The organism is Bradyrhizobium sp. 44 (assembly GCF_023073095.1).
Lineage (GTDB): Bacteria > Pseudomonadota > Alphaproteobacteria > Rhizobiales > Xanthobacteraceae > Bradyrhizobium.
The window spans coordinates 312,394-336,582 of record NZ_JADPIY010000020.1 but is presented as its reverse complement, the minus strand read 5'-3'; the positions used below and the strand labels follow the sequence as shown (position 1 = coordinate 336,582).

General features: G+C 64.7%; 23 protein-coding genes. 15 read left to right on the top strand and 8 right to left on the bottom strand.

Features of this window, described 5'->3' with window-relative positions:
* Window position 1: 1 nt before the first annotated feature.
* The 3 genes from IVB41_RS23765 to IVB41_RS23755 form a co-directional block, all read right to left on the bottom strand.
* Window positions 2–1,207 carry an MFS transporter gene (locus IVB41_RS23765; protein WP_247435475.1) on the bottom strand — a complete coding sequence of 402 codons (1,206 nt, stop codon included), beginning with the start codon at window positions 1,205–1,207 and terminating at the stop codon, window positions 2–4.
* The gene (gene kdsA / locus IVB41_RS23760) at window positions 1,207–2,070 is read right to left on the bottom strand and encodes a 3-deoxy-8-phosphooctulonate synthase (protein WP_247435472.1); all 864 of its coding nucleotides are present in this window, start codon (window positions 2,068–2,070) and stop codon (window positions 1,207–1,209) included. Before kdsA ends, IVB41_RS23765 begins: the two co-directional genes overlap by 1 nt.
* 125 nt (window positions 2,071–2,195) lie before the next feature.
* Entirely contained in the window at window positions 2,196–2,522 is a 327-nt protein-coding gene (locus tag IVB41_RS23755; RefSeq protein ID WP_007610789.1) for an NIPSNAP family protein, read from the bottom strand.
* A gap of 198 nt (window positions 2,523–2,720) precedes the next feature.
* Here IVB41_RS23755 and IVB41_RS23750 point away from each other — a divergent pair, with 198 nt between their 5' ends.
* The 3 genes from IVB41_RS23750 (at window position 2,721) to IVB41_RS23740 (ending at window position 5,534) form a co-directional block, all read left to right on the top strand.
* Window positions 2,721–3,395 carry a response regulator transcription factor gene (locus IVB41_RS23750; RefSeq protein ID WP_027567114.1) on the top strand — a complete coding sequence of 225 codons (675 nt, stop codon included), beginning with the start codon at window positions 2,721–2,723 and terminating at the stop codon, window positions 3,393–3,395.
* On the top strand, window positions 3,392–4,768 hold the full coding sequence (locus IVB41_RS23745; protein ID WP_247435469.1) for a HAMP domain-containing sensor histidine kinase: 1,377 nt from the start codon (window positions 3,392–3,394) through the stop codon (window positions 4,766–4,768). Before IVB41_RS23750 ends, IVB41_RS23745 begins: the two co-directional genes overlap by 4 nt.
* A gap of 103 nt (window positions 4,769–4,871) precedes the next feature.
* On the top strand, window positions 4,872–5,534 hold the full coding sequence (locus IVB41_RS23740; protein WP_247356357.1) for a class I SAM-dependent methyltransferase: 663 nt from the start codon (window positions 4,872–4,874) through the stop codon (window positions 5,532–5,534).
* A 5-nt stretch (window positions 5,535–5,539) separates the two neighbouring features.
* Here IVB41_RS23740 and IVB41_RS23735 read toward each other — a convergent pair whose 3' ends face one another.
* From IVB41_RS23735 to tpiA, 3 genes are all read right to left on the bottom strand, one after another.
* Window positions 5,540–7,171: a CTP synthase gene (locus IVB41_RS23735; RefSeq protein WP_007590604.1), complete on the bottom strand. Its 1,632-nt coding sequence runs from the start codon at window positions 7,169–7,171 to the stop codon at window positions 5,540–5,542.
* Between the two features lie 166 nt (window positions 7,172–7,337).
* Complete coding sequence (secG, locus tag IVB41_RS23730; protein ID WP_007590603.1) at window positions 7,338–7,724, bottom strand: preprotein translocase subunit SecG; 387 nt, start codon at window positions 7,722–7,724, stop codon at window positions 7,338–7,340.
* A 141-nt stretch (window positions 7,725–7,865) separates the two neighbouring features.
* Window positions 7,866–8,621, bottom strand: a complete 756-nt coding sequence (gene tpiA, locus IVB41_RS23725) for a triose-phosphate isomerase (RefSeq protein WP_247435464.1) — start codon at window positions 8,619–8,621, stop codon at window positions 7,866–7,868.
* Window positions 8,622–8,844: 223 nt separating this feature from the next.
* On the opposite strand from tpiA, the gene IVB41_RS23720 reads away from it, so the two are divergent.
* From IVB41_RS23720 to moaC, 4 genes are read left to right on the top strand one after another with little or no spacing between them, the layout of a single operon-like run.
* A complete protein-coding gene (locus IVB41_RS23720) occupies window positions 8,845–10,743 on the top strand; it encodes a peptidylprolyl isomerase (RefSeq protein WP_247435461.1) in 1,899 nt (632 codons plus the stop codon).
* Between the two features lie 14 nt (window positions 10,744–10,757).
* Window positions 10,758–11,771: an anthranilate phosphoribosyltransferase gene (trpD, locus tag IVB41_RS23715; RefSeq protein ID WP_247435457.1), complete on the top strand. Its 1,014-nt coding sequence runs from the start codon at window positions 10,758–10,760 to the stop codon at window positions 11,769–11,771.
* Between the two features lie 7 nt (window positions 11,772–11,778).
* A complete protein-coding gene (gene trpC / locus IVB41_RS23710; RefSeq protein ID WP_247435454.1) occupies window positions 11,779–12,600 on the top strand; it encodes an indole-3-glycerol phosphate synthase TrpC in 822 nt (273 codons plus the stop codon).
* Between the two features lies 1 nt (window position 12,601).
* Window positions 12,602–13,132: a cyclic pyranopterin monophosphate synthase MoaC gene (gene moaC / locus IVB41_RS23705; protein ID WP_027567121.1), complete on the top strand. Its 531-nt coding sequence runs from the start codon at window positions 12,602–12,604 to the stop codon at window positions 13,130–13,132.
* Between the two features lie 9 nt (window positions 13,133–13,141).
* On the opposite strand, the gene IVB41_RS23700 is transcribed toward moaC, so the two are convergent.
* On the bottom strand, window positions 13,142–13,306 hold the full coding sequence (locus IVB41_RS23700) for a Flp family type IVb pilin (RefSeq protein ID WP_027567122.1): 165 nt from the start codon (window positions 13,304–13,306) through the stop codon (window positions 13,142–13,144).
* A gap of 327 nt (window positions 13,307–13,633) precedes the next feature.
* Here IVB41_RS23700 and IVB41_RS23695 point away from each other — a divergent pair, with 327 nt between their 5' ends.
* From IVB41_RS23695 to IVB41_RS23685, 3 genes are all read left to right on the top strand, one after another.
* A complete protein-coding gene (locus tag IVB41_RS23695) occupies window positions 13,634–16,354 on the top strand; it encodes an EAL domain-containing protein (protein ID WP_247435450.1) in 2,721 nt (906 codons plus the stop codon).
* 71 nt (window positions 16,355–16,425) lie between these two features.
* Entirely contained in the window at window positions 16,426–17,034 is a 609-nt protein-coding gene (locus IVB41_RS23690) for a TetR/AcrR family transcriptional regulator (RefSeq protein ID WP_407062500.1), read from the top strand.
* 71 nt (window positions 17,035–17,105) lie between these two features.
* Window positions 17,106–17,969, top strand: a complete 864-nt coding sequence (locus IVB41_RS23685; protein ID WP_027567125.1) for a DMT family transporter — start codon at window positions 17,106–17,108, stop codon at window positions 17,967–17,969.
* A gap of 74 nt (window positions 17,970–18,043) precedes the next feature.
* Here IVB41_RS23685 and IVB41_RS23680 read toward each other — a convergent pair whose 3' ends face one another.
* Window positions 18,044–19,381, bottom strand: a complete 1,338-nt coding sequence (locus IVB41_RS23680) for a S41 family peptidase (protein WP_027567126.1) — start codon at window positions 19,379–19,381, stop codon at window positions 18,044–18,046.
* A gap of 305 nt (window positions 19,382–19,686) precedes the next feature.
* Here IVB41_RS23680 and IVB41_RS23675 point away from each other — a divergent pair, with 305 nt between their 5' ends.
* The 5 genes from IVB41_RS23675 to lexA all read left to right on the top strand — a co-directional run bounded on the left by IVB41_RS23675 (window position 19,687) and on the right by lexA (window position 24,130).
* Window positions 19,687–20,820, top strand: a complete 1,134-nt coding sequence (locus IVB41_RS23675; RefSeq protein ID WP_027567127.1) for an alpha-hydroxy acid oxidase — start codon at window positions 19,687–19,689, stop codon at window positions 20,818–20,820.
* Window positions 20,821–20,828: 8 nt separating this feature from the next.
* Window positions 20,829–21,461, top strand: a complete 633-nt coding sequence (locus IVB41_RS23670; RefSeq protein ID WP_027567128.1) for an HAD family phosphatase — start codon at window positions 20,829–20,831, stop codon at window positions 21,459–21,461.
* Window positions 21,462–21,629: 168 nt separating this feature from the next.
* Complete coding sequence (locus IVB41_RS23665) at window positions 21,630–21,821, top strand: hypothetical protein (protein WP_027567129.1); 192 nt, start codon at window positions 21,630–21,632, stop codon at window positions 21,819–21,821.
* Between the two features lie 219 nt (window positions 21,822–22,040).
* Window positions 22,041–23,252: a gephyrin-like molybdotransferase Glp gene (glp, locus tag IVB41_RS23660; RefSeq protein ID WP_027567130.1), complete on the top strand. Its 1,212-nt coding sequence runs from the start codon at window positions 22,041–22,043 to the stop codon at window positions 23,250–23,252.
* Between the two features lie 176 nt (window positions 23,253–23,428).
* The gene (gene lexA / locus IVB41_RS23655; protein ID WP_027567131.1) at window positions 23,429–24,130 is read left to right on the top strand and encodes a transcriptional repressor LexA; all 702 of its coding nucleotides are present in this window, start codon (window positions 23,429–23,431) and stop codon (window positions 24,128–24,130) included.
* Window positions 24,131–24,189: the final 59 nt, after the last annotated feature.

The window sequence follows — 24,189 nt, the reverse complement described above, 5'->3', positions numbered from 1 at the left end:
CTCAGCGCGCGTCGGATGGCGCGCGCTGCTTGAGCAACCGGGCGCACACGAAACCGAGCGCGACCATGATCGCGGCGCTCGCGAACAGGGTCGGCATCTTGCCGCCATGCTGCAGGCCAAGGCCGTAGGCGAGCGGCCCGACCGTCTGCCCCATGAAGAAGAAGAACGAATGCAGCGACAGCGCGGTCGCGCGTGCCTCGACCGAGAGCTCGCTGGCAAACATCTGAAGGCAGCCATGGGCGATGTAGAAACCCCAGCCCATCACGATGAGATTGAGTGCCTGCACTTCCCAGCGCAGGCCGAAGGCGACGACAACGAGCTGGGAGGCCACCAGCGTCATCCCCGCGATCATCATTCGCTTCATGCCCAGCCATGGCAGCAGGCGCGACACCGTCAGGGTGTAGAACAAGCCGCCGACCGCAAAGCCCGCGATGACGAGACCCGCGATCGAGAGCGAGGTCTGCCCGAGTTCGAACAGGAACGAGGCGATGTAGGGAAACAGGCCGAGCACGCAGCAGCCTTCGATGAACACCGCCGCATAACAGACATAGGCGTTCGGGTTGGTGAAGATAGTGCGATAGCCCGCCTTCAGCGCCGACAGGCTCGTCTTCGGCGGATGCTTGACCTTGGCGCCACGAAAACCGGCGGCGACCGCGATCGATGCAACGATCACGAGCACGCCGAGCACCGCCAGCACGCCGCGCCAGCCGAGGAAATCGCCGATCAGGCCGGAGGCCGAGGCTCCGAGGAGATTGCCTGTCATCGCGCCGGCAAGCGTGCGGCTGATCGCGACCTGGCGTTTCTCCGGACCGACGAGATCGCTGGTCAGGCTGAGCGCCACCGGAAACACGCCGCCGGAGCCGATGCCGGCGAGGATACGGGTCGCGAACAGGACCGAGAACGAGGTCGAGAGCGAGCCCAGGATGTTGGCAAGGCCGAGCAGCGCAAGGCAGCCGATCATCAGCCGCGTCTTGCCGAACAGATCGGCGGCGGCGCCGACGATCGGCTGGATGATCGAGAAGGTGAAGGCGAACACCGCGGCAAAACCGGCAGCGGTCGCGATGCTGACGCCAAAGTCCTCGGCGACGTGCGGCAGCACCGGATCGAGCGCGCGCGCGGAGAGCGCTGCGGCAAAGCTTGCACCGGAGATGACGTAGAGCGCGGCCGGCAGGCCGTGATCGTGCGGCCGCGCTGCGCCTTCCTGCATCAGCGCGGATCGGCTTTGGTAGAATCTTTGGCGAGCGCGTCGAATGCCATCAGCTTTCGGATCAGCGCCTCGAACTCGCGCAGCGGCACCATGTTGGGTCCGTCGGACGGCGCGTTATCAGGGTCGGGATGGGTCTCGATGAAGACACCGGCAACACCGACGGCAACGGCTGCGCGTGCGAGCACCGGCACGAATTCGCGCTCGCCCCCGGAAGACGTCCCCTTCCCGCCCGGCTGTTGCACCGAATGCGTCGCGTCGAAGATCACGGGGGCGCCGGTGGTCCGCGCCAGGATCGGCAAGGCGCGCATGTCGGAGACCAGCGTGTTGTAGCCGAAGGACGCGCCACGCTCGGTGACGAGCACATTAGGATTGTTCGCGCTCGTGATCTTGGAGACTACGTTGGCCATGTCCCAGGGCGCGAGAAACTGACCCTTCTTGACGTTGACGACCTTGCCGGTCGCGGCGGCCGCCAGCAGCAGATCGGTCTGGCGACACAGGAAGGCCGGGATCTGCAGGATGTCCACCGCCTGCGCCACATCGGCGCACTGCGCGGCGTCATGCACGTCGGTCAGAACCGGCAGGCCGAGCGACGATCGGATTTCGGCGAAGATCGGCAGCGACTGCGCAAGCCCGAGGCCACGCGCAGCCGACGCGCTGGTACGGTTGGCCTTGTCGAACGAGGTCTTGTAGACGAGGCCGATCTGCAGCCGCGCGGCGATCTCCTTCAGTGCGGAGGCCACCTCCAGCGCATGCTGGCGGCTTTCGAGCTGACACGGCCCGGCAATAATCGAGATCGGCAGATCATTGCCGAATTTGACCTTGCCAATGGTGACGACCGGCGCCGCTGACGTCGAAGAGCTCAAGGCAAATCCCTCGTTGCGGCGCGACCATAGCCGCGATGAAGGGCGGATCAACCCCATTCGGCCTGGGCTCCCAGAATATCAGGGTTGCGCCCAGGCCCCCCGCGACGGCCTCGCGCCGGCAGCCTCTACTTCACCGCCGAGAAGGCGGTCGGCGCCAGAATCTGGCTGACGATGTTGCCGACGATCTGGCCGTCCGCCTCGCTCTCGGCGCGCCCTTTCATCCAGTCCGGATCGGTCATGAAGGCGGCCCACTTCTTCTCGCGCTCGGCGAGCGACTCCCAGGCCAGAAAATAGGTCAGCTCCTGGTTGGATTCACCGATCAGCGTCGTAAAAAACCCGGCCTGCTTGATGCCGTGCTTTTCCCACACCTTCAGCGTGACGGTCTCGAACCGCTTGAGCAGTGCCGGCAGGCGGCCGGGCACGCAGCGATAGATGCGCATTTCGTAGATCATTCTTGTTCCTCCCTGATCAGGTCCGGCGGTTATATCGGCTGGCCCTGACGGTGTCTTGAGGCCCGCTCGGCCGCCCCCTGTGGCGTTCCGCGCATGGCTAAGGTCCGCTCAAAGCCGCTTCATGGAGAGCCGGTTCCCGCAATGCTGCCGCAATGGTACGCCCGCTAGATTGGCGCGATTGAGGTTGAGGTGCGGATCATGCGGATTTTGCTCGTCGAGGACGAGGCCGAAATGGCCGACGCGCTGGCGTCGGCGCTGAAGCGCTACGACATGGTCGTGGACCACGCCCCCACGCTCGCCGAGGCGGAAGAGGCCATTTCTGCCGACGTCCACGCCGCCGTCCTGCTCGATCGCCAGCTTCCCGATGGCGACGGTCTCACCCTGATCCCGAAACTCAGGGCGCGCGCCGACGGCGTACCGATCATCGTGTTGACGGCGCGCGGCGAACTCGCCGACCGGGTCGCCGGGCTCGACTGCGGAGCGGATGATTATCTGTCAAAGCCGTTCGCGGTGGAGGAATTGCTGGCGCGGCTGCGCGCCGTGCTGCGCCGGCCCGCCGGGCTGCATCCCGACATCATGCACGCCGGCCGCCTCGCCTTCGATTTCGGCCATCGCGAGGCAAGCATCGACGGGGCTCCGCTCGAGCTACCGCGGCGCGAGCTCCTCGTGCTGGAGGCACTGGTCCGCCGCATGGGCCGGACCGTGCTGCGCTCCGCGCTGGAAGAAGCCGTCTACAGTTTCGACGACGAGATCCAGTCGAATGCGCTCGATACGCATGTGTCGCGCTTGCGCCGCAAACTCTCGGAAGCCGATGCGCACGTGGAGATCCATGGCATCCGCGGCGTCGGCTATCTCTTGAAGAAGCTACCATGAGCAAGCACCACGATCCCTATTGCCTGCGCTCGCGGCTGAGCTGGCGCCTGCTGTCGCTCCAGGCGGTGCTGCTCACGGCGCTCGTTGCCGTCATCGTCGGGGCGTTGAGCGTGTCGGGGTTCGTGATCGCCGGGCGCGACGAAGATCGCGTGATCGATATCGTCCAGCGAGCGCTCGGACGCGACGCGCAAGGCGACCTGGTCCTGCGGTCGACGACCGAGCTGAAACAATTGCGCAGCGAGACCCCCGATCTCTGGTTCCTGGTCCGCGGCAGGCAGGGACATTCGCTCAGCGAAGGCGCCGTGCCGGCCGAATTCGCCGCCATCGGCAGCGGCCTCGACCAGATCAGCCAGGCCCGGCTCGGCTGGCAGCTGTTCGAGGACGATCCGCGCAAGCCCCCGGCGCGGCTGAAGCGGGTCGACACGGACGCCGGCAATGTGCAAATCATTACGGCGACGCAAGGCAAGCTCACCGGCGCCAAGGCGTTGTTCATGACATCGCTGGCATTGCTGGGCATCGCCCTGCCCGGCCTGCTCCTCATGGGAACGGCGACGTTCATCGCCACGCCGATGATCGTGCGGCGCGCCTTCGAGGCGCTCGATGCGACGGCGGACCAGGCGCGGCGTATCGACATCCATCAACGCGGCGCGCGGCTGTCGCTGGACCGGATTCCGCTGGAGGTCGTGCCGCTCGTGACCGCGGTCAATGACGCGCTGGCGCGGCTAGACCAGGGCTATGCCCGCCACAAGCGCTTCGTCGCAGATGCCGCACACGAGTTGCGCACGCCGATCGCAATCCTGAACACGCGGCTGGAGTCGCTTCCAGCGGGGCCGGACAAGACCCGGCTGCTGGAGGATTCCGCGCGGCTGGCGACACTTGCCGAGCAATTGCTGGACATTCAGCGGCTCGATCGCTGCGGTCATCCCTTCACGCGCGTCGACCTCGTCGCAATCGCGCAAAGCGCGGCCGCAGATCTCGCGCCGCTGGCCATTGCCGCCGGCTACGAGCTGGCGCTCGACGCCCCCTCCACGCCGGTCGAAACGATCGGCGATGCGGCGGCGCTGGAGCGCGCGCTGACCAACCTCGTGCAGAATGCGATCCAGCACGGCCCTCGCCGCGGCACCATCGGCATTCGTATCAGCAGGCCCGCGAGCATCGAGGTCACGGACGAAGGCGCCGGCATTCCGGCCGATCAGCGCGAACAAATATTCGAGCCGTTCTACCGGCTGACACCGCTCGATCGCGGTGCCGGTCTCGGCCTCAACATGGTGCGCGAGATCGTGCTCCTGCATGGTGGCCACATCTCGGTCGCGGACGCAGCGATCGGCGGCGCGTGCTTCAGGATTTCACTGCCGCCCGTCCGGGAGAATTGACGCAATCGGCATACAGCCCGCAATGCTGTCGCAATGCACTCAAGCGATTGTTCGGCCGCCTCACCTCTGACCTGCGAGGTGCAACCAAGATGCCGGAGTGCGCATGCCCAACGATTTCCTCTCGTTCTTCCTGTCATGGATGTCAGCCCCGCGCCGCGTCGGCGCGATCGCGCCGTCAGGCGCGGCGCTGGCCGATCTCATCACCCGCGAGATCACCGCATCGACCGGCCCTGTTCTCGAACTCGGCCCCGGCACCGGCGCGTTCACTTACAAGCTGCTCAAACGCGGCGTGCGCCAGCAGGACCTCACGCTGATCGAATACGGCTCCGACTTCATGAAGGTGCTCCAGATGCGTTTTCCCAACGCGCGCGTCTTGTGGATGGATGCGGGGCGGCTGGCAACGGAGCGCCTCTATGACGGCGCGCCCGTCGGCGCCGTCGTGAGCGGTCTGCCCCTGCTCAACATGTCGACGCGCAAGGTCGTCTCGATCGTCGGTGGCGCGTTCAGTCATGTCCGACCCGGCGGCGCCTTCTACCAGTTCACCTACGGCATGAGTTGCCCGATCGCGCGGCCCGTGCTCGACCGGCTGGGCTTGCGCGCAAAGCTGGTGGATCGTGCCCTGCTCAACGTGCCGCCGGCCGCCGTCTACAAGCTGACGCGACGGCCGCAGATGAAGCTCGTCACGGGATCGCTTGCGCCTGCTACGTCAACGCCGGTCTCGCCGGAGCCGATGCATCTCGCACGTGACTGCACCGCCACGCCCTGAGCCGATTACACCAGGCGGCTCTGCACCATCGCCGCGCGAATGAACGACGCGAACAGCGGATGCGGCTCGAAGGGGCGCGACTTCAGTTCGGGATGGAACTGGACGCCGATGAACCAGGGGTGATCCTCGTACTCGACGATCTCCGGCAGCACGCCGTCGGGCGACAGGCCCGAGAATTTCAGCCCGTGCTGCTCGAGGCGATCCTTGTAGGCGGTGTTGACCTCGTAGCGATGGCGGTGGCGCTCGGAAATCTCGGTCGCGCCGCCATAAACCTCCGAGACGCGGCTGCCGCGATTGAGCGCCGCGGGATAGGCACCCAAGCGCATCGTGCCGCCGAGATCGCCGGCGTTGGTGCGCTTCTCGAGCTCGTTGCCGCGTAGCCATTCCGTCATCAAGCCCACCAGGGGCTCCTTGGTCGGGCCGAACTCGGTGGAGTTGGCCTCCTCGATCCCGACGAGATTCCGAGCAGCCTCGATCACCGCCATCTGCATGCCGAAGCAGATGCCGAAATACGGCACGTCGCGCTCGCGCGCGAACTGCGCCGCGCGGATCTTGCCCTCGGCGCCGCGCTGGCCGAAGCCACCGGGCACCAGAATGCCGTTGACGTGCTCGAGGAATGGCGCGGGATCTTCCTTCTCGAAGATCTCGCTTTCGATCCAGTCGAGATTGACCTTCACCTTGTTGGCGATGCCGCCATGCGAGAGCGCCTCGATTAGCGACTTATACGCATCCTTCATGCCGGTATATTTGCCGACGATGGCGATGGTGACGTTGCCCTCGGGATTGCGGATGCGCTCGTTGATCTGCTGCCAGCTCCGCAGCTCCGGCGGAATCCGCGAGCCGATGCCGAAGGCGGCAAGCACTTCGTCGTCGAGGCCTGCGGCATGGTAAGCCTGAGGGACAGCGTAGATGCTGTCGGCGTCGCGCGCCTCGATGACGGCGCTCTCGCGCACGTTACAGAACAGCCCGAGCTTGCGCCGTTCCTCCTTGGGGATTTCGCGATCGGTACGGCAAAGCAGGATGTCCGGCTGGATGCCGATCGAGCGCAGCTCCTTGACGGAGTGCTGCGTCGGCTTTGTCTTCAGCTCACCGGCGCTCGGGATGTACGGCAGCAGCGTCAGATGAATGTAGATGGCGTGATCGCGCGGCAGCTCGTTCTTGAGCTGGCGGATCGCCTCGAAGAACGGCAGGCCTTCGATGTCGCCGACAGTGCCGCCGATCTCGACCAGCACGAAGTCGTAATCGTCGTTGCCGTCGAGGACGAAATCCTTGATGGCATTGGTGACATGCGGAACCACCTGGATGGTGGCGCCGAGATAATCGCCGCGCCGCTCCTTGGAGATGATGTCCTGGTAGATGCGCCCGGTCGTGATGTTGTCGGCCTTGGTCGCCGGCCGCCCCGTGAAGCGCTCATAGTGACCGAGATCGAGGTCGGTCTCCGCGCCGTCATCGGTCACGAATACTTCGCCGTGCTGATACGGCGACATCGTTCCGGGATCGAGATTGAGATAGGGGTCGAGCTTGCGGAGGCGGACCTTGTAGCCCCGGGCTTGCAACAGGGCACCGAGTGCCGCTGAAGCCAGACCCTTGCCGAGCGAAGAAACCACGCCGCCGGTGATGAATATGTACCGCGCCATGGGGCTTAACCTCTAATCCCTCGAATTCGATTCGCCAAAGCGATTCGTATTCCGCCCCAAACATTTTGCGGGGCTGTGGGTGAGCCAGAACTAAGAGTGGTGACAGAGCCTTGATGGGGATTGTTGATGCAGGACGGTAGAAGCCGCCCTGCATGGCCCCCCTGCTTTATTGCGAACGAGGTACCTGCGGGCCGCTCGGTGCCGGCGCCTGCTGCTGCTCGTCGGCCTTCTTCAGCGAATCCAGGATGCCGCCCGAGGTCGGCGGCGCGATCGGCCCGCCACCGGCCGGCTGGGTCTGCGACGCCGGTGCGCCGATGATCGACGACGGCTTGCGGTCGTAGCCGGCATACCAGGACAGGAACAGGCTGGTGAGGAAGAAGCCGACGGCCAGGATCGCGGTGGTCCGCGTCAGAAGGTTCGCCGTGCCACGGCTCGACATGAAACCTGCGCCACCTCCCATGCCCAGGCCGCCGCCTTCCGACTTCTGGAGCAGGACGGCGCCGATCATGACGGTGACGATCATGAGGTGAATGACGATGACAACGGTCTGCATAGTGTCCTTCCGTCACAAGCCGACAGCGCCGAGACGGCGGCCAATCGTGCTTCGCGGGGTTTTCCTGAAGTTGCGCGGTGTTACACGATCAGACGGGTCATTGCCACCCCCGATCGGCCGGGTCCTAAGGTTTGAAGTTAGCTAGGAACAGCCCTGCGCAATCGCAAGGAAATCGACCGCCTTCAGGCTGGCCCCGCCGACCAGCGCGCCATTGACGTTCTTCACGGCCATCAGCTCGGCCGCGTTCGAGGGCTTGACCGAGCCGCCATAGAGGATGCGCATCCCGGCGCCGTCGGCCTTGAACCTGGAGGTCAGAAATTCCCGGATAAAGCCATGAATCTGCTCGACATCCCCGGACGTCGGGGTCAGGCCGGTGCCGATTGCCCAGACCGGCTCATAGGCCACGACCAGATTTGCGGCAGTGGAGCCGTCCGGCAGCGAGCCCTTGAGCTGGCCGCGCAGGATATCCAGGGTATGGCCCGCATCGCGCTGCGCTTGCGTCTCGCCGATGCAGACAATCGCCGTCACCCCGGCGCGCCCGGCGGCCTCGGCCTTCTGCCGGATCAGAGCATCGCCCTCGCCATGGTCGGCGCGGCGCTCGGAATGACCGACGATGATCGCGGTCGCACCCGAATCCGCCAGCATTTCGGCGGCAATATCGCCGGTATGGGCGCCGGAGGCCTTTGGGTGGCAATCCTGGGCCCCCACCGCGACCTTCTTGCCGCGCGCCTTCTCGGCAAAGGCTGCGATCAGTGTCGCTGGCGGGCAAACCAGCAAATCGGCTTTGCCGGCCACCTCTGCCGCACCATTGAGCATGGCGTCGAATTCGGCAGTCGAGGCCTTCAGGCCGTTCATTTTCCAGTTGCCGGCGATCAGGGGGCGGATGGCATCGGTCATGTCAAATTCCAGCAAAATTTGGTTTGTGCATGCGCTAGCAGAGGTCCCGTGGCAGTTCCAGTGACCAGGGGCTTTTAACCGCAGGCATCGAAAGCCTGTCGGACCCAAGGTTGCGGGGGGAAAGCCACCACTTTATGATGATTGATCAATTTGGTGACGCGCTTTTGCGGAATCTGCATTAAGACGCGCTCCCGTTCCCCTCCTGCCAAACAAGTTGGACCAAATGCTTCGAGGAATGCGCAAGGCCTCATCAAACTGGCTCGGCAAGACCATTATGGCCGTTGTGATGGGCGTGCTGATCATCAGCTTCGGCGTTTGGGGCATTGCCGACATCTTCAAGGGCTTCGGGCAATCCACCGTGGCCAAGGTCGGCGGCACCGAGATTTCGTTGAACGAGTTCCGTCAGATTTACACCGATCGCCTCCAGCAGATCAGCCGCCAGTTCGGCCGGCCGCTGTCGCCTGAACAGGCGCGCGCCTTCGGTCTCGACCGTCAGGTGCTGCAGCAGACGATCGCGGAAGCCGCCCTCGACGAAGAGGCGCGCCGGCTCGGGCTCGGCCAGTCTGACGAGCAGATCCGCCAGCTCATCATGAACGACCCGAACTTCAAGGGCGTCGGCGGCAACTTCGATTCGAACCGCTTTCAGTCCGTGATCCGCAACTTCGGCTATACCGAGCAGCGCTACGTTTCGGAGCAGCGCAAGGTCTCGTTGCGTCGGCAGATCACCGGCACGATCGGTGCTGGCCTCGAGCCGCCGAAGGCGATGCTCGACGTGCTGACGCGCTTCCAGAACGAGCAGCGCGCCATTGAATTCGTCAGACTCGACGCGGCCCAGGCCGGCACCGTCGACGCGCCATCGCCCGAGGCGCTCGCCGCCTATTTCGAGGATCACAAGGTCCAGTTCCGCGCGCCCGAATATCGCAAGATCGCGTTCGTCGTGGTCTCGCCGGAGGAGATCGGCAAGTGGAGCGAGGTGTCGGACGAGGATGCCAAGAAAGCGTTCGACCAGCGCAAGGACCGGCTCGGCACGCCGGAGAAGCGCCAGATCCAGCAGATCGTATTTCCCAACGCCGCCGAGGCGCAGGCCGCACGCGAGCGGCTCACCAGCGGGACGTCGTTCGAGGACCTCGGCAAGGAGCGCGGACTGAGCGCGTCCGACGTCGATCTCGGGCTCGTGACCAAATCCTCGCTCGATCCCACAGTTGGAGACGCCGTCTTCGCGCTTCCCGCCGGTGAAATCAGCCAGCCGATCCAGGGCCGTCTCGGCACGTCGATCGTCAAGGTCGACAAGATCGAGCCGGGCGCTGAGGCGAATTATGCGAGCGTTGCCGCCGACATCAAGCGCGAGATCGCCACCGAGCGTGCGCGGGTCAAGGTCGCCGATCTCCGCGACAAGATGGAAGACGAGCGCGGCGGCGGTGCCAGCGTGATCGACGCGGCGCAGAAGCTCGGCCTCACCGCCGTGACCATCGACGCCGTCGACCGTTCCGGCCGCGCCCCGAGCGGCCAGCCGATCTCCGGCATTCCGCAGGGCCTCGACGTGGTGTCGCAGGCCTTCAACACCGATGTGGGCGTCGACAACGACTCGATCTCTTTCAAGGGCGGCTATGTCTGGTACGACGTGCTTGCCATCACGCCCTCGCGCGACCGCAATCTCGACGAGGTCCGCGACCAGGTCGAGGCGCGCTGGCGCCAGGACCAGATCGCGACCAAGCTGAAGGCCAAGGCGACCGAGATGGTGCAGAAGCTCGAATCCGGCGGCAAGCTCGCCGACGAAGCAGCCGCGATCGGCGCCAAGGTCGAGACCGCCACCGGCTTCAAGCGCGACGACTCGCCCGCCAGCGTGCCCGCAACCGTGGTGTCGGCCGCCTTCCGTGTCGCCAAGGACGGCGTCGGGCAGACGGCAGTGACCGGCGGCACCGAGGTGATCGTGTTCCGCGTCACCGAGATCGTCGATCCCACGGTCGATGCCGCTTCCGAGGCGGTCAAGAAGCTGAAGGACAGTCTCGACCGCGCGCAGACCGAGGAGCAGGTCGCTTCCTACGTCAACAAGCTCGAAACCGACATCGGGACCACCATTAATCAGGCCGCCTTCGCGCAGGTGACCGGCGCGAACCAGTGAGTTGAAAGCACGCGATGGACGACCTGAAATCGATCATTGGAAAAGTGGCGACCGGCGCCAGCCTGTCGCGTGACGAAGCGGCTTCCGCCTTCGACGCCGTGATGTCCGGCGAGGCTACGCCCTCGCAAATGGGCGGCCTGCTGATGGCGCTGCGGGTGCGCGGCGAGACCGTGGACGAGATCACCGGCGCGGTCGCGGCAATGCGCTCCAAGATGCTCACGGTCGATGCGCCCGCGGACGCCGTCGACATTGTCGGCACCGGCGGCGACGGCTCCGGCTCGGTCAATGTCTCGACCTGCGCCTCCTTCATCGTTTCGGGCGCCGGTCTGCCGGTGGCCAAGCACGGCAACCGCGCACTGTCGTCGCGCTCCGGCGCCGCCGACGTGCTGGCTTCGCTCGGGGTGAAGATCGATCTGAGGCCGGAGCAGGTCGGCCGCTGCATACGCGAATGCGGCATCGGCTTCATGTTCGCCCCCGCCCATCATCCCGCCATGAAGAACGTCGGCCCGACCCGGGTGGAGCTTGCGACACGCACGATCTTCAACCTGCTCGGCCCGTTGTCCAATCCGGCGGGCGTGAAGCGACAGATGGTCGGCGTGTTCTCCCGGCAATGGGTGCAGCCGCTGGCGCAAGTGCTCAAGAACCTCGGCTCTGAATCCGCCTGGGTCGTGCACGGTTCCGATGGCCTCGACGAAATCACCCTCACCGGGCCGACCTTCGTCTCCGCGCTCCACAACGGCGAGATCCGGAATTTCGAGGTGACGCCGGAGGACGCGGGCCTGCCGCGCTGCGAGGCCGGTGCACTCAAAGGCGGCGACGCCGACGCGAACGCTATCGCCTTGCAGAGCGTGCTCGACGGCAAGCCGAGCCCCTACCGTGACGTCGCGCTGATCAACGCCGCTGCCGCATTGGTCGTGGCGGGGCGTGCCAAGGACCTCAAGGAAGGCGTCGTGATCGGCGCAAAATCACTCGACAGCGGCGCGGCGAGCGCGCGGCTGAAACATTTGATCGCGGTCTCGAACGGCTGAGCCTGACATGTCGGACATCTTGACCAAGATCGCAGCCTACAAGCGCGAGGAAATCGCGGCGGCCAAACGCGCGCAGCCGCTGTCGGCTGTGGAAGCGAAGGCCAAGGCGCAAGCAGCACCGCGCGGCTTCCTGCGCGCCATCAAGGCCAAGCACACCAATGGCGACTACGCGCTGATCGCGGAGGTCAAGAAGGCCTCGCCGTCAAAGGGCCTGATCCGCGCCGATTTCGATCCGCCGCTGCTTGCGAGGGCCTATGAGGCCGGGGGTGCTGCCTGCCTGTCGGTGCTGACGGACACGCCCTCGTTCCAGGGCCATCTCGACTTCATGGTGGCGGCACGCGCGGCAACGTCACTGCCGGTGCTGCGCAAGGATTTCATGTTCGACACTTACCAGGTGGCGGAGGCCCGCGCGCATGGCGCCGACTGCATCCTGATCATCATGGCGGCGCTCGATGATGCCACGGCAAAAGAGCTCGAGGACGCCGCCATCGCCCATGGCATGGACGTGCTGATCGAGATCCACGACCGCGCCGAGCTTGATCGCGCACTGAAGCTGCGTTCGTCGATGATCGGCGTCAACAATCGCAATTTACGCACCTTCGAAACCACGCTTGCGACCAGCGAAACATTGGCGCCGCTGATTCCGCAGGACCGGCTGATGGTCGGCGAGAGCGGCATCTTTACGCCCGCCGATCTCGCCCGGCTCGAGCGCGTCGGCATGTCGACCTTCCTGGTCGGCGAGAGCCTGATGCGGCAAGCCGACGTAACCGCTGCGACCCGTACGCTGCTGGCGCGCGAGACGACGGCGCGCGCGACGGGCACGCGCTGACATGGCCCGCAAGCCGAGCGCGACGAAACCAGCCAAGTCCAAGTCCAAGTCCAAGACCGGCCCTGCCCTCACCCATATCGGCGCCTCCGGCGAGGCGCGGATGGTTGACGTATCGGATAAGCCCGCGAGCGAGCGGCTCGCGGTCGCGGAAGGACGCGTTGTCATGACCAGGGCGACGCTTGACCTGATCGTGTCCGGCAACGCCAAGAAGGGCGACGTGCTCGGCACCGCCCGCATCGCGGGCATCATGGCTGCCAAGCGCACCGCGGAGCTGATCCCGCTCTGCCATCCCCTCGCGCTGTCGAAGGTAACGGTCGAGATCGAGCCCAACGCGAAGCTGCCGGGCTGCCTCGTCCGCGCCAGCGTGAAGGTCACGGGCCCGACCGGCGTCGAGATGGAAGCGCTCACCGCCGTCTCGGTCGCCTGTCTCACCATCTACGACATGATCAAGGCGGTGGAACGCGGCGTGCGCATCGAAGGCATCCACCTGGTCGAGAAGCTCGGCGGCAAGTCCGGCCATTACCGCGTCTGATTGCCGCTGCTACTTCAGCGACGCGCTGATCGACCCGAATTTTGAATTGAGCTTGCTGCCCAGGCCGTTCACCACGGCGATGATCGCAAGCGCGATGCCGGCGGCGATCAGGCCATACTCGATCGCGGTTGCGCCGGTTTCGTCGGCGAGAAAATCCTTCAAAGCATTCTTCATGATCGTATCCCTCTGCGTCGTTGCGAAGACGTTCGTCGTTGCGAAGACGTTCGCAATTCGTGTGCCAATACGGACGTGAGGATCGCCAGCACCTTAGATGGTTAAGCTTCGATTGATCATCGCGATGATCGGCAGAAATTGTTCGGCCGCGGAAGCTGTCGGCAATTCCTGCAGGCCGCGCGTCCCGCATATTGATTGCTTTTGTGAGCGTCCGTTCACGGCGCATTAACCCAGCTTGCTAACTTCGCCTCCACTCCGTTCCCGTAAACCAACGGATGTTTCCGGGGCCAAGAATTGACCCTGACGTGCGCACGACAACGATCGATCATGATGACGGGATTCGGCAGTCGCCTTTTTGACCAGGCCTTCGTGCGCAGCGGACCGATCCGCTGGCTGGTGGTGGGCGGCACGCTGCTGATCGCTGCGATCGCCGTCGGCGCGACGCTGATGGCGCAGAATTTCCGCGAACGTGCGCTGCGCAGCTCCGGCCGCGAGCTGGAAAACACCGTGCTGATGCTGGCCCATCATTTCGACCAGCAATTGCAGGATTTCGCGGTCATCCAGAAGGATTTCGTCGACTACGTCCGCGCGAGCGGCATTACCAGTGCGGCGGACTATCGCAAGCGCCTCGCCGGCCAGGACCTCCATCGGATGCTGCGTTCGAAGATCGACGCACTGCCCTACATAGGCGGCCTCAATATTATCGATGCCGAAGGCAATTTGATCAATTCGTCGACGGCATGGCCGGCTCCGAACGTGAACGTTGCCGATCGCGCCTATTTCCAGACCTTCCGGTACAATCCCGACGCTCCCGACGTCCTGATCGAGCCACTTTACAGTCGCATCTCCGGCGCCTGGACCATCCTGATCGTGCGCAAGATCGTCGGACCGAACGGCGAATTCATGGGTGCGGTCGGACGCGGCATCGAGCCGGCAAATTTCGAAAAATTCTTCGAGTCAGCCGTTCTCGGCGAAAGCACGACGATCTCGATGCTGCACCGGGACGGCACGATGCTCGCCCGTTATCCCCATTCCAATGAATTGATGGGACGGAATTTCAAGAACGGTCCGTTCGCGCATCAAAGGGTTTTCGGGCTCGACCATTTTACCGGCCGCTTCATGAGCCCCGTCGACGGCGAGGACCGGCTGATTTCCTCACACGCCCTGCCTCACTTCCCGATCCTGATGATGGCCACCACGACGCGCGCGACGGCCCTGACCGACTGGCGCGAGCAGATCGGCATCCTGATCTCGGTCGCGGCCTCTTCCGCGCTGGCCATCGCGGGCGTGTTGATCGCGATCGTTCGCAAGCTCCTGGAGCAGCATCGTCTTTCGCGGGAACGGCTGACGCTGGAAAAGCAGCGTCTCGACCGCGCTGTCAACAATATGACCCAGGGCCTGCTGCTGTTCGACGCCTCGCAGCAGCTCGTGATCTGCAATCAGCGCTACATCGAGATGTACGGGCTGTCGGCCGAAATCGTGAGACCCGGCTGCAGCTTCCACGACATCATTGCGCACCGCAAAGCCACCGGCTCGTTCACCGGCGATGTGGACCAATATGTCGCACGGGTCCTGCGCGACGTCCACGTGCGCAATTCCATGGTGGTCGAGACCTCCGACGGTCGCTCGATCCAGATCGTGAACGAACCGCTCACGGATGGCGGCTGGGTGGCGACGCATGAGGACATCACGGAGCGCCGGCGTATCGAGGAGCGCATCACCCATCTCGCTCATTACGACGCGCTGACCGACCTGCCCAACCGCACCATGTTCCACGAGCATCTGCGTCAGGAACTCGATCTCGTCGCCGGGGGCGAACAACTCGCTGTGCACTACATCGACATCGACGAGTTCAAGGGCGTCAACGACGCGCTCGGGCATCTCGTCGGCGACGAGCTCCTGAAGTCAATTGCGCAGAGCCTCCAGCGGTGTGCGGGTCCGGCCGACTTCGTGGCGCGGCTCGGCGGCGACGAATTTGCCATCGTCCAGAGCGCGGTGACATCGCTGGACCAGGTCAACGAGCTCGTCGCGCGGGTGTTCGAGGCCATCCGCGCGCCGTTCGACTGCATGGGCCATCATCTTGCCACCGACGCCAGCATCGGCATCGCACTGGCGCCGGAACATGGAACGGCGCTGGACCAGATCCTGAAGAACGCGGATATGGCGATGTACGCCGCCAAAGCCGCAGGGCGCCGCACCTATCGCTATTTCGAGCCGGAGATGGACGCCAAGATCCACGAGCGGCGGCAGCTCGAGATCGACCTGCGCCAAGCCATCGCCCAAGGCGGGCTCGAGGTGTATTACCAGCCCTGCCTCAGCCTGAAGGACGACCGCATCACCGGTTGCGAGGCGCTGGTGCGCTGGCGCCATCCCGAGCGCGGCATGGTCTCGCCGGCCGAGTTCATCCCGATCGCCGAGGACACCGGCCTGATCAACGAGATCGGCGAATGGGTGCTGGCGACCGCGTGCCGGGACGCGGCGAACTGGCCCGACGACATCCACCTCGCCGTCAACGTCTCGCCGGTGCAATTCAAGAGCGGCACGCTGGCGCTGAAGATCATGGCCGCGCTTGCCGCCTCCAATTTGCCGGCGAGCCGGCTCGAGCTCGAGATCACCGAGGCCGTGCTGATCCGCGACGACGACACCGCGCTTGCGATCCTGCATCAACTCCGCGCCATCGGCGTCCGCATCGCGCTCGACGATTTCGGCACCGGCTACTCCTCGCTGAGCTATCTGCACCGCTTCCCGTTCGACAAGATCAAGATCGACCGCTGCTTCGTCAGCGACATCGCCGGCCCCGACGGCTCCGCCAGCATCGTGCAGGCGGTCGTCAATCTCGCCGCCGCCCGCCGCATGACCACCACGGCCGAGGGCGTCGAGACCGAGGAGCAGCAGCGTCTGCTGCGTGCACTCGGCTGCTCCGAGATGCAGGGCTATCTGTTCAGCGCCGCAAAACCCGCCGACAAGGTGCTGGAGCTGTTCGCAGTTCATCGCAGTCGTCTCGCCCAGCGCGGCGGCAACGAAGGCCGCCGCCGCGAGGCGGGCTAGAAACATCGACGTACAGCCAAACGGCGCGAGCGACCGCTTGAATTGAAGACCGTTTGGTCTATATATCGGCAATGCGCCGCCAAAACCCAGTGCCCTCGCCCCGTGGCCGTCCCCGAAGTTTCGACACGGACGCCGCTGTCGAACGCGCGATGGGGGTGTTCTGGTCACGCGGCTATCACGCCACGGCGCTACCGGACCTGCTTCGTGCGACGAAGCTCTCGCGTGGCAGCCTTTACGCCGCTTTCGGAGACAAGCACTCGCTGTTCCTGCGTGCGCTTGATCGCTACGTCGCCGAGGCCCTGACACGGATGGACGTCGAATTCGACAAAGAGCCGGTCGATGGACTGCGGGCCTACCTCGCCGGCTACGTTGACCGAACGAGCGGGGCCAATGGTCGGCGCGGATGCCTGCTGGTGGCCACAGCCATGGAACTGGCTGGCCGTGACGCTGAAGTCGATCGCCGCATCGCGAGCTTTTTCAAAGCCATGGAGGCCAGGGTGGCTGATGCCCTGTCCCGTGCCAAGGCGGCGGGCAAATTGGCCGATGGCGTCGAGCCTTCCAGTGCCGCCAAAATTCTCCTCTGTTTCGTCGAGGGGCTGCGCGTGGTCGGCAAAACGGCACCGACGCGGATCACGTCGCAAGCCGCCGTTGACGCGCTTCTCGACCGTTTCATCAGGTAGACACGTTTGGACGCCCCTGCTGCTGGCACGCCAATATATATGGACTGATCGGTCTTTAAAGAAAGAATGCCATGTCCGCCATCCAGATCGTCTGCGCTGTGGCCGTCCCCCTGCTCTGGGGTTATCAGTTCGTGGCCATCAAAGTCGGCGTTACGGAATTTCCGCCTCTGTTCTTCCTCGCGCTGCGCTTCCTGGCCATCGCAATGCTGCTCGTTCCGTTCGTCAAACGTCCCACGCGTCCACAGTTCGGCCCGATCGCGGCTATTTCGCTTTTCCTCGGTGGGCTGAACTTCGGGCTGTTCTATGTTGGCCTTGGGCTCGGCTCGGGAAGCATGTCGGCCGTCGCCTATCAACTCGCCACGCCGTTCACCGTGCTGTTGGCGTGGCCACTGCTCGCGGAGAAGCCGTCTCTCACCACGTCCGCCGGAGTGGCGCTTGCATTCGTCGGCGTGGTCGTGTTGGCAGCAGGGCCCGGCCTCTCCGCAAACGCGCTTCCACTGCTGTTCGTGGTCGGGGCGGCCTTCGCTTTCGCGGTGTCCAACGTGTTGACGAAGCGCTACGGCCCTTTTGATCCCCTGATGTTGATGGGATGGTCCTCGCTGCTCACCGTGCCGCAGGTCATGTTGATGTCGCTGCTCCTTGAACATGGACAACTCGCGAGCCTCGTCACGGCAGATGGACGTGGTTGGCTGGCGCTCGCCTACACGATTTTCATCGGAGGAATTGTTGGGTTTGGCCTATGGTTTTGGCTGATCGGGCGTTGCTCGATGGGCCGCGTCGCACCTTTCGGTCTGCTGCTTCCGGTGTTCGCCTTGATGTCGAGTGTGTTGTTCCTGGGCGAACACATGACTTCAAAATTGATGATCGGCGGGCTGCTCGCGATCTCCGGCGTCGCCTTGACACAGTTGAGACCGAGCGCCTTGAACCCCAGCTGAGACGCGTCCAAGACGAATTCGCCCGGGAGCGGCCATCCACTCCCGGGCGATCGATGTCTGGAACTGGCGAGAGCCTAGTTCGGCACCGCAGCCTTCGGCCCGGGCTTGGCGGCGACCGCATTCGCGGTTTGGCCGTGCAGGAAGTCGTAGGCCGTATGCAGGGCCTTGTCGTCTTTCGCCTCCGGCGGGACATAGGACTGCGATCCGGTCTGCTCGGTGCCATCGGCCGCCTGGAGATGGCCGCGCATCTGGGACTCCGCCATGGTGTCCATCCGGCCCTTCAGCTCGGGCGGCACGTCCTGGAGGATCTCGATGTCGGGCGCGATGCCCTGGGCCTGGATCGAGCGGCCCGAGGGCGTGTAGTAGCGCGCCGTGGTCAGCGCCAGCGCGCCGTTGCCGGCGCCGAGCGGGATGATGGTCTGCACCGAGCCCTTGCCGAACGAGCGCGTGCCGATGATGGTCGCGCGCTTGTGATCGTGCAATGCGCCGGCCACGATCTCGGAGGCCGAAGCCGAGCCGCCGTTGACCAGAACCACCAGCGGTTTGCCCTTGGTGAGGTCGCCGCCATGCGCGGTGAAGCGCTGGGTCTCCTCGGCATTGCGGCCGCGGGTCGAGACGACCTCGCCACGCTGCAGGAACGCGCTCGACACCGACACGGCCTGGTCGAGCAGTCCGCCCGGATTGTTGCGCAGGTCCATCACGTAGCCGACCAGCTTCTCCGGCGGAACGTCCTTGGCGATCGATGCGATCGCCTTCTTCAGGCCGTCGGTGGTCTGCTCGTTGAACGAGGTGACGCGGATATAGCCGATGTCGCCGTTCTCGACGTGGAAGCGCACGGGGCGCACATGGATGATCTCGCGCTTGATCGCGACGTCGAGCGGGGCGTCGGCCCCCTTGCGCACGATCGTGAGCTTGGTCTGGGTCTCGACCGGCCCCTTCATCTTGTTGACGGCCTGCTCGAGCGTCATGCCCTGCACGGCATCGCCGTCGATCTTGCTGATGAGGTCGCCCGACATGATGCCGGCCTTGGAGGCCGGCGTGTCGTCGATCGGCGAGACGACCTTGACCAGCCCCTCCTCCATCGTGACCTCGATGCCGAGCCCGCCGAACTCGCCGGAGGTGGTCTCCTGCATCTCGGTCCAGGCCTTGTCGTTCATGTAGCGCGAGTGCGGATCGAGCGAGGTCACCATGCCGGTGATCGCACCTTCGATCAGCTTGGCATTGTCAGGCTTCTCGACATAGCTCGCCTTCACCCGCTCGAACACTTCGCCGAACAGATTGAGCTTGGAATAGGCGTCATCCGCGCTCGCTGCCGCCCGTGCCGCCCACACGCCGCCGTGCGGACTGGCTACCAGAAGGGTCAGACACGCTCCGGTGAGCGCGCCCATTGGAAACAGCAGGGTTTTCCGCATGGATAGACTGGCCTTTTTGCTTCGCGGTTCGGTGGGGCTGGGGAGCCGCCATGCAAATGGCGATCCAGCCTGCTTCTCACAATACCATTCTGGTTTCTTCAAGGCCGGGATGCCACGCCGGCGGGTACACCGTAAAAATCCCTTCGTCGGGGCCTAAACTTTTGGCAACGTTGCAGGACCCGGTTCGTGCGCAGCGGGGACGGCCGGCCGGCCCACGCCTTGCAGCCATGCCATTTTAGGATGGTTTTGGCGACCTGGACGGGTTAGGCGATGAGGTAAGGCTTCAAATTCTCGGGAGGATAACAATGAACGAAGCACCCCGCATCCAGCCGGACAGGAACGTCGAGCTCGGCGCCAGCACCGAGCCGTTCCAGAATCTGCACGAATTCATCCGGAAAGCGCGTTCCAACCTCAACCAGAATGCCTGGGATTATATCGTCGGCGCGGCCGAAACCGAGACCACGATGCGTCGCAACCGCATGGCGCTGGACGAGATCGCCTTCCGCCCGCGTGTGCTGCGCGATGTCCGCAAGGTCACCGGCTCGGTCGAGCAGTTCGGCCGCAAGATGCGCCTGCCGGTGGTGCTCGCCCCCGTCGGCGCGCTCGAGATCTTCGATCCGGATGGCGCCGCGAGCGTGGCACGCGCCTGCGGCACTTTCGGTGCGGCGCACATGCTCAGTTCAGTGTCCGAGCCCGGCCTCGAGAAGACCGCCGAAGGTGCGCCCGACGCGCTGCGGCTCTACCAGCTCTATGTGCGCGGCGACGACGCCTTCGTCGCCGACGTCGTCAGCCGGGCTGAGAAGAACGCCTATGCCGCCTTCTGCCTGACCGTCGATACCGCTCATTACAGCCGTCGCGAACGTGACATCGCCAAGCGCTACGTTCGCGAGAGTCGCCTGCGCGCCACCGGCGGCGATTACCAGAAAGGTCTGGAGTGGCGGACCGTGAAGATGATCAAGGACAAGTTCAAGATCCCGCTGATCCTCAAGGGCATCGCGACGGCAGAGGACGCGCTGATCGCGATCGATCACGGCGTCGAATGGATCTACGTCTCCAACCATGGCGGCCGTCAGCTCGATCACGGTCGCGGCGCCATGCACGTGCTGCCCGAGATCGTTGACGCCGTGAACGGCCGCGCAAAGATCATGGTCGATGGCGGTGTCTGTCGCGGCACCGACATCGTCAAGGCGATCGCAGCGGGCGCCGACCTCGTCGGCATCGGCCGGCTGCAATGCTGGGCGCTGGCGGCGGCCGGCGAAGCCGGCGTGGCGCGCATGCTGGAGCTGCTCGAGGACGAAGTGCTGCGCTGCCTCGGCCTCTTGGGTGCGACCTCGTTCGCCGAGGTCAACAAATCCTGCCTGCACCACGCGACCGCAACCAACGCGCCGAGCGTGTTCAGCGCGTTTCCACTGTTCGACCACGAGCCATATCGATACTGAGTGAAAGGATGCAGGTGACATCGCTCTCTCCCGGCAGCGCGGATGCGCTTCTGTTCGATCTCGGCCGCGTGGTGCTCGATATTGATTTCTCCAAGGCGATCGCCTGTTGGGCGGGACATGCCGGCTGCAAGCCTGAAGCCATCGTCGCGCGCTATGTGCGGGACAGCGAAGCCTATCGGTTGCACGAGATGGGCAAGATCAGCGATGAGGACTATTTCGCCTCACTGCGAGCCTCGCTTGGAATCGGCATTTCGGATGCGCAGTTCCTGGAAGGCTGGAACGCGATCTTCGCCGGCGAAATGCCTGACATCGCCGAGCTGCTGCCGCGGGCAGCGAAGCAGATGCCGCTGTACGCTTTCTCCAACACCAACCGGCCACACGTGGACCATTTCTCAAGGGAATATGCCGACCTCCTCGGCCATTTCCGCGAGCTGTATTTGTCGTCCAGCATCGGCCTGCGCAAACCGGATGCCGAGGCCTTCGACCACGTCGTCGCGGCGATCGGCGTGCCCGCCGGGCGTATCGTGTTCTTCGACGATCTTGCTGAAAACATCGAGGGAGCGCGGGCGCGCGGCTTGACGGCCGTGCATGTGACTTCGCCGCGTGATGTGGGGAACGCATTGAAAGCATTGGGCATCTGACGACGATCTGCCGCCGCGAGACCCCCGGAGATGCGGCCCAACGCGACTAATTTTGAAGAAGTTTAGGAACCCGATCACTTTGTGCATTTTTATACAGAGTTCCCGGAACGGAATACCGTCTTCCGGACTCTAGAGTCCGTTGGGACTTCTACAGACGGATGCATCATCGTGTTGGGCAAAACCTACCTCACCAAGCAGGCCTCTCTTCTTCTTGAATTCGCCAGGACAACTTCAGATTCGGATCTTTCCGCCAAGCTTGTGAGCAAGGCCGCCGACCTGAAATCCCAGGCCGATCCGCTGCCCGACAAGGATCAGGGACCCAAGGCGCCCGACGTAACTCACGGGCAGCCAGGGAGCTGATCGATGCAGGCCGGGGCGCTCGTCGTTCTCGTCTTGCCATGACCATTGTCCTGCCGATCTGGCACGTTCTTCGGATCATGCCGCAACGCGCTTGATCCTGCCTTCCGGAACAATGCGGTGGGATGACTGCACCCGCTCGGCTGTTTTGCCTCTGCGCCCGCGCTCGGCTAGAAGACGTGCGGAACATTCGCCCGAACGTGCCGAGCAGGAGTTTTCGCCGTGGCCTTGATGCCGGTTTCCGACGCGCTTGCCGCGGTGCTGGCGGGTGCAGAGCCGCTGCCGGAGGAAATGATCTCCCTCGACCAGGCCTACCATCGCGTGCTCGCGCGTGACGTCGCGGCGCGGCGCACGCAGCCGCCGCAGGCGATGTCGGCGATGGACGGCTACGCGGTGCGAGCGGCCGATGCCGCGACGATCGATTCGGAGCTCACCATCATCGGCGAAGTCGCGGCGGGCCGACCGTTCGCGGGGATGGTCGGCGCCGGCGAGGCCGTGCGGATCTTCACGGGCGGCGTCGTTCCCGGTGGCGCGGACGCCGTCGTGATCCAGGAGGACACCGTCGCCGCCGGCAAGCGTGTCACGATCAAGGAAGCCGCGATCGCCGGTCGGCACATCCGCCCCGCCGGCGTCGATTTCCGCGAGGGCGACGTGCTCCTGCGCAAGGGAAGCCGTCTCACCGAGCGCGACCTCGCGCTCGCCGCCGGGATGAATCATCCGCACCTTGCCGTTTACGGGCGTCCGAAGGTCGCGATTCTCGCCACCGGCGACGAGTTGGTGATGCCGGGCAGCACGCCCGGCCACGGCCAGATCGTCTATTCCAACGGCTACGCCCTGCACGCGCTCGCCCGCAGCGAAGGCGCCGAGACCATCGACCTCGGTATTGCCGCCGACACGCTGGAGGCCACCACCGCCGGCATCCGCCGCGCCCGTGAGAGCGGCGCCGACATCCTGATCACGACCGGAGGCGCATCGGTCGGCGACCACGATCTGGTCCAGCAGGCACTGCGGGACGAAGGCATCGCGATGGCGTTCTGGAAGATCGCGATGCGGCCAGGCAAGCCGATGATGCACGGGCGGCTCGGCGCAATGGGCGTGATCGGTCTGCCGGGCAATCCCGTGTCGTCCTACGTGTGCGCTTTCCTGTTCATGGTGCCGCTGATTCGTGCCCTGTCGGGCCGTTCAGTGCTTCACCATCGCCGTGAGCGCGCCGTGCTCGGCCGCGATGTCAGCGCCAACGACCAGCGCGAGGACTATCTGCGCGCGCATCTGGAGGAGCGTGACGATGGCACACGCGTCGTTCTTCCCGTCAATCATCAGGACTCTTCGCTGCTTGCGAATCTCGCTGCAGCACAGGTACTTCTCGTGCGCGCACCGTTCGCGCCGAAGGCCGAAGCCGGCACGGCTTGCGAAGTGTTGCGGCTCCCTGTCTGAGCGCCCCGGCAATGCGCGTTCCGCCAACTTTGCTCTGTTCACGGTAAATTAAGCAGTTGCGGAACATGTATCGAACATATAGTGTCCGTTCATGATTTGTTTCGAGCATGTAGCGGCATATTGCCGAATTCAGCGTCTCGGAATCGGACGACATCAACCGGGGGACTTTGGTCGAGATGTTAACGCGCAAACAATACGAGCTTCTGCGGTTCATCAGTGAACGTCTGAAGGAAAGCGGCGTACCGCCCTCCTTCGACGAGATGAAGGATGCGCTCGACCTGCGCTCGAAGTCGGGCATCCATCGCCTGATCACGGCGCTCGAGGAGCGTGGCTTCATCCGACGCCTGCCCAACCGCGCTCGTGCGATTGAAGTCATCAAGCTGCCGGAGCTCCAGGCAGCCGCCGGCAGCCGCCGCGGCTTCACGCCGAGCGTCATCGAGGGCAATCTCGGCAAGGTGCGTGCGAGCTCCAGCCTGCCCGCGGACGACGGCGAACGTCCCGTCGCGGTGCCGGTGATGGGCCGCATCGCGGCCGGCACGCCGATCGAGGCGTTGCAGACCCGCAGCCATACTATCAGCGTACCGCCTGACATGCTCGGCTCGGGCGAGCATTACGCGCTCGAAGTGCGCGGTGATTCCATGGTCGAGGCCGGCATCCTTGACGGCGACATGGCGCTGATTCAGCGCAACGAGAGCGCCGATACCGGCGACATCGTGGTGGCGCTGATCGACGACGAGGAAGCGACGCTGAAGCGCTTCCGCCGTCGCGGCGCCTCGATCGCGCTCGAGCCCGCCAACGCGGCCTATGAGGTCCGCATCCTGCCGCCCAACCGGGTGAAGATTCAGGGCAAGCTGATCGGGCTTTACCGGAAGTACTGATACCGGGAGTGCTTGATACCGGGAGTGCTAGGCGCCTCGCGCGCTTCCGATCGGCATTG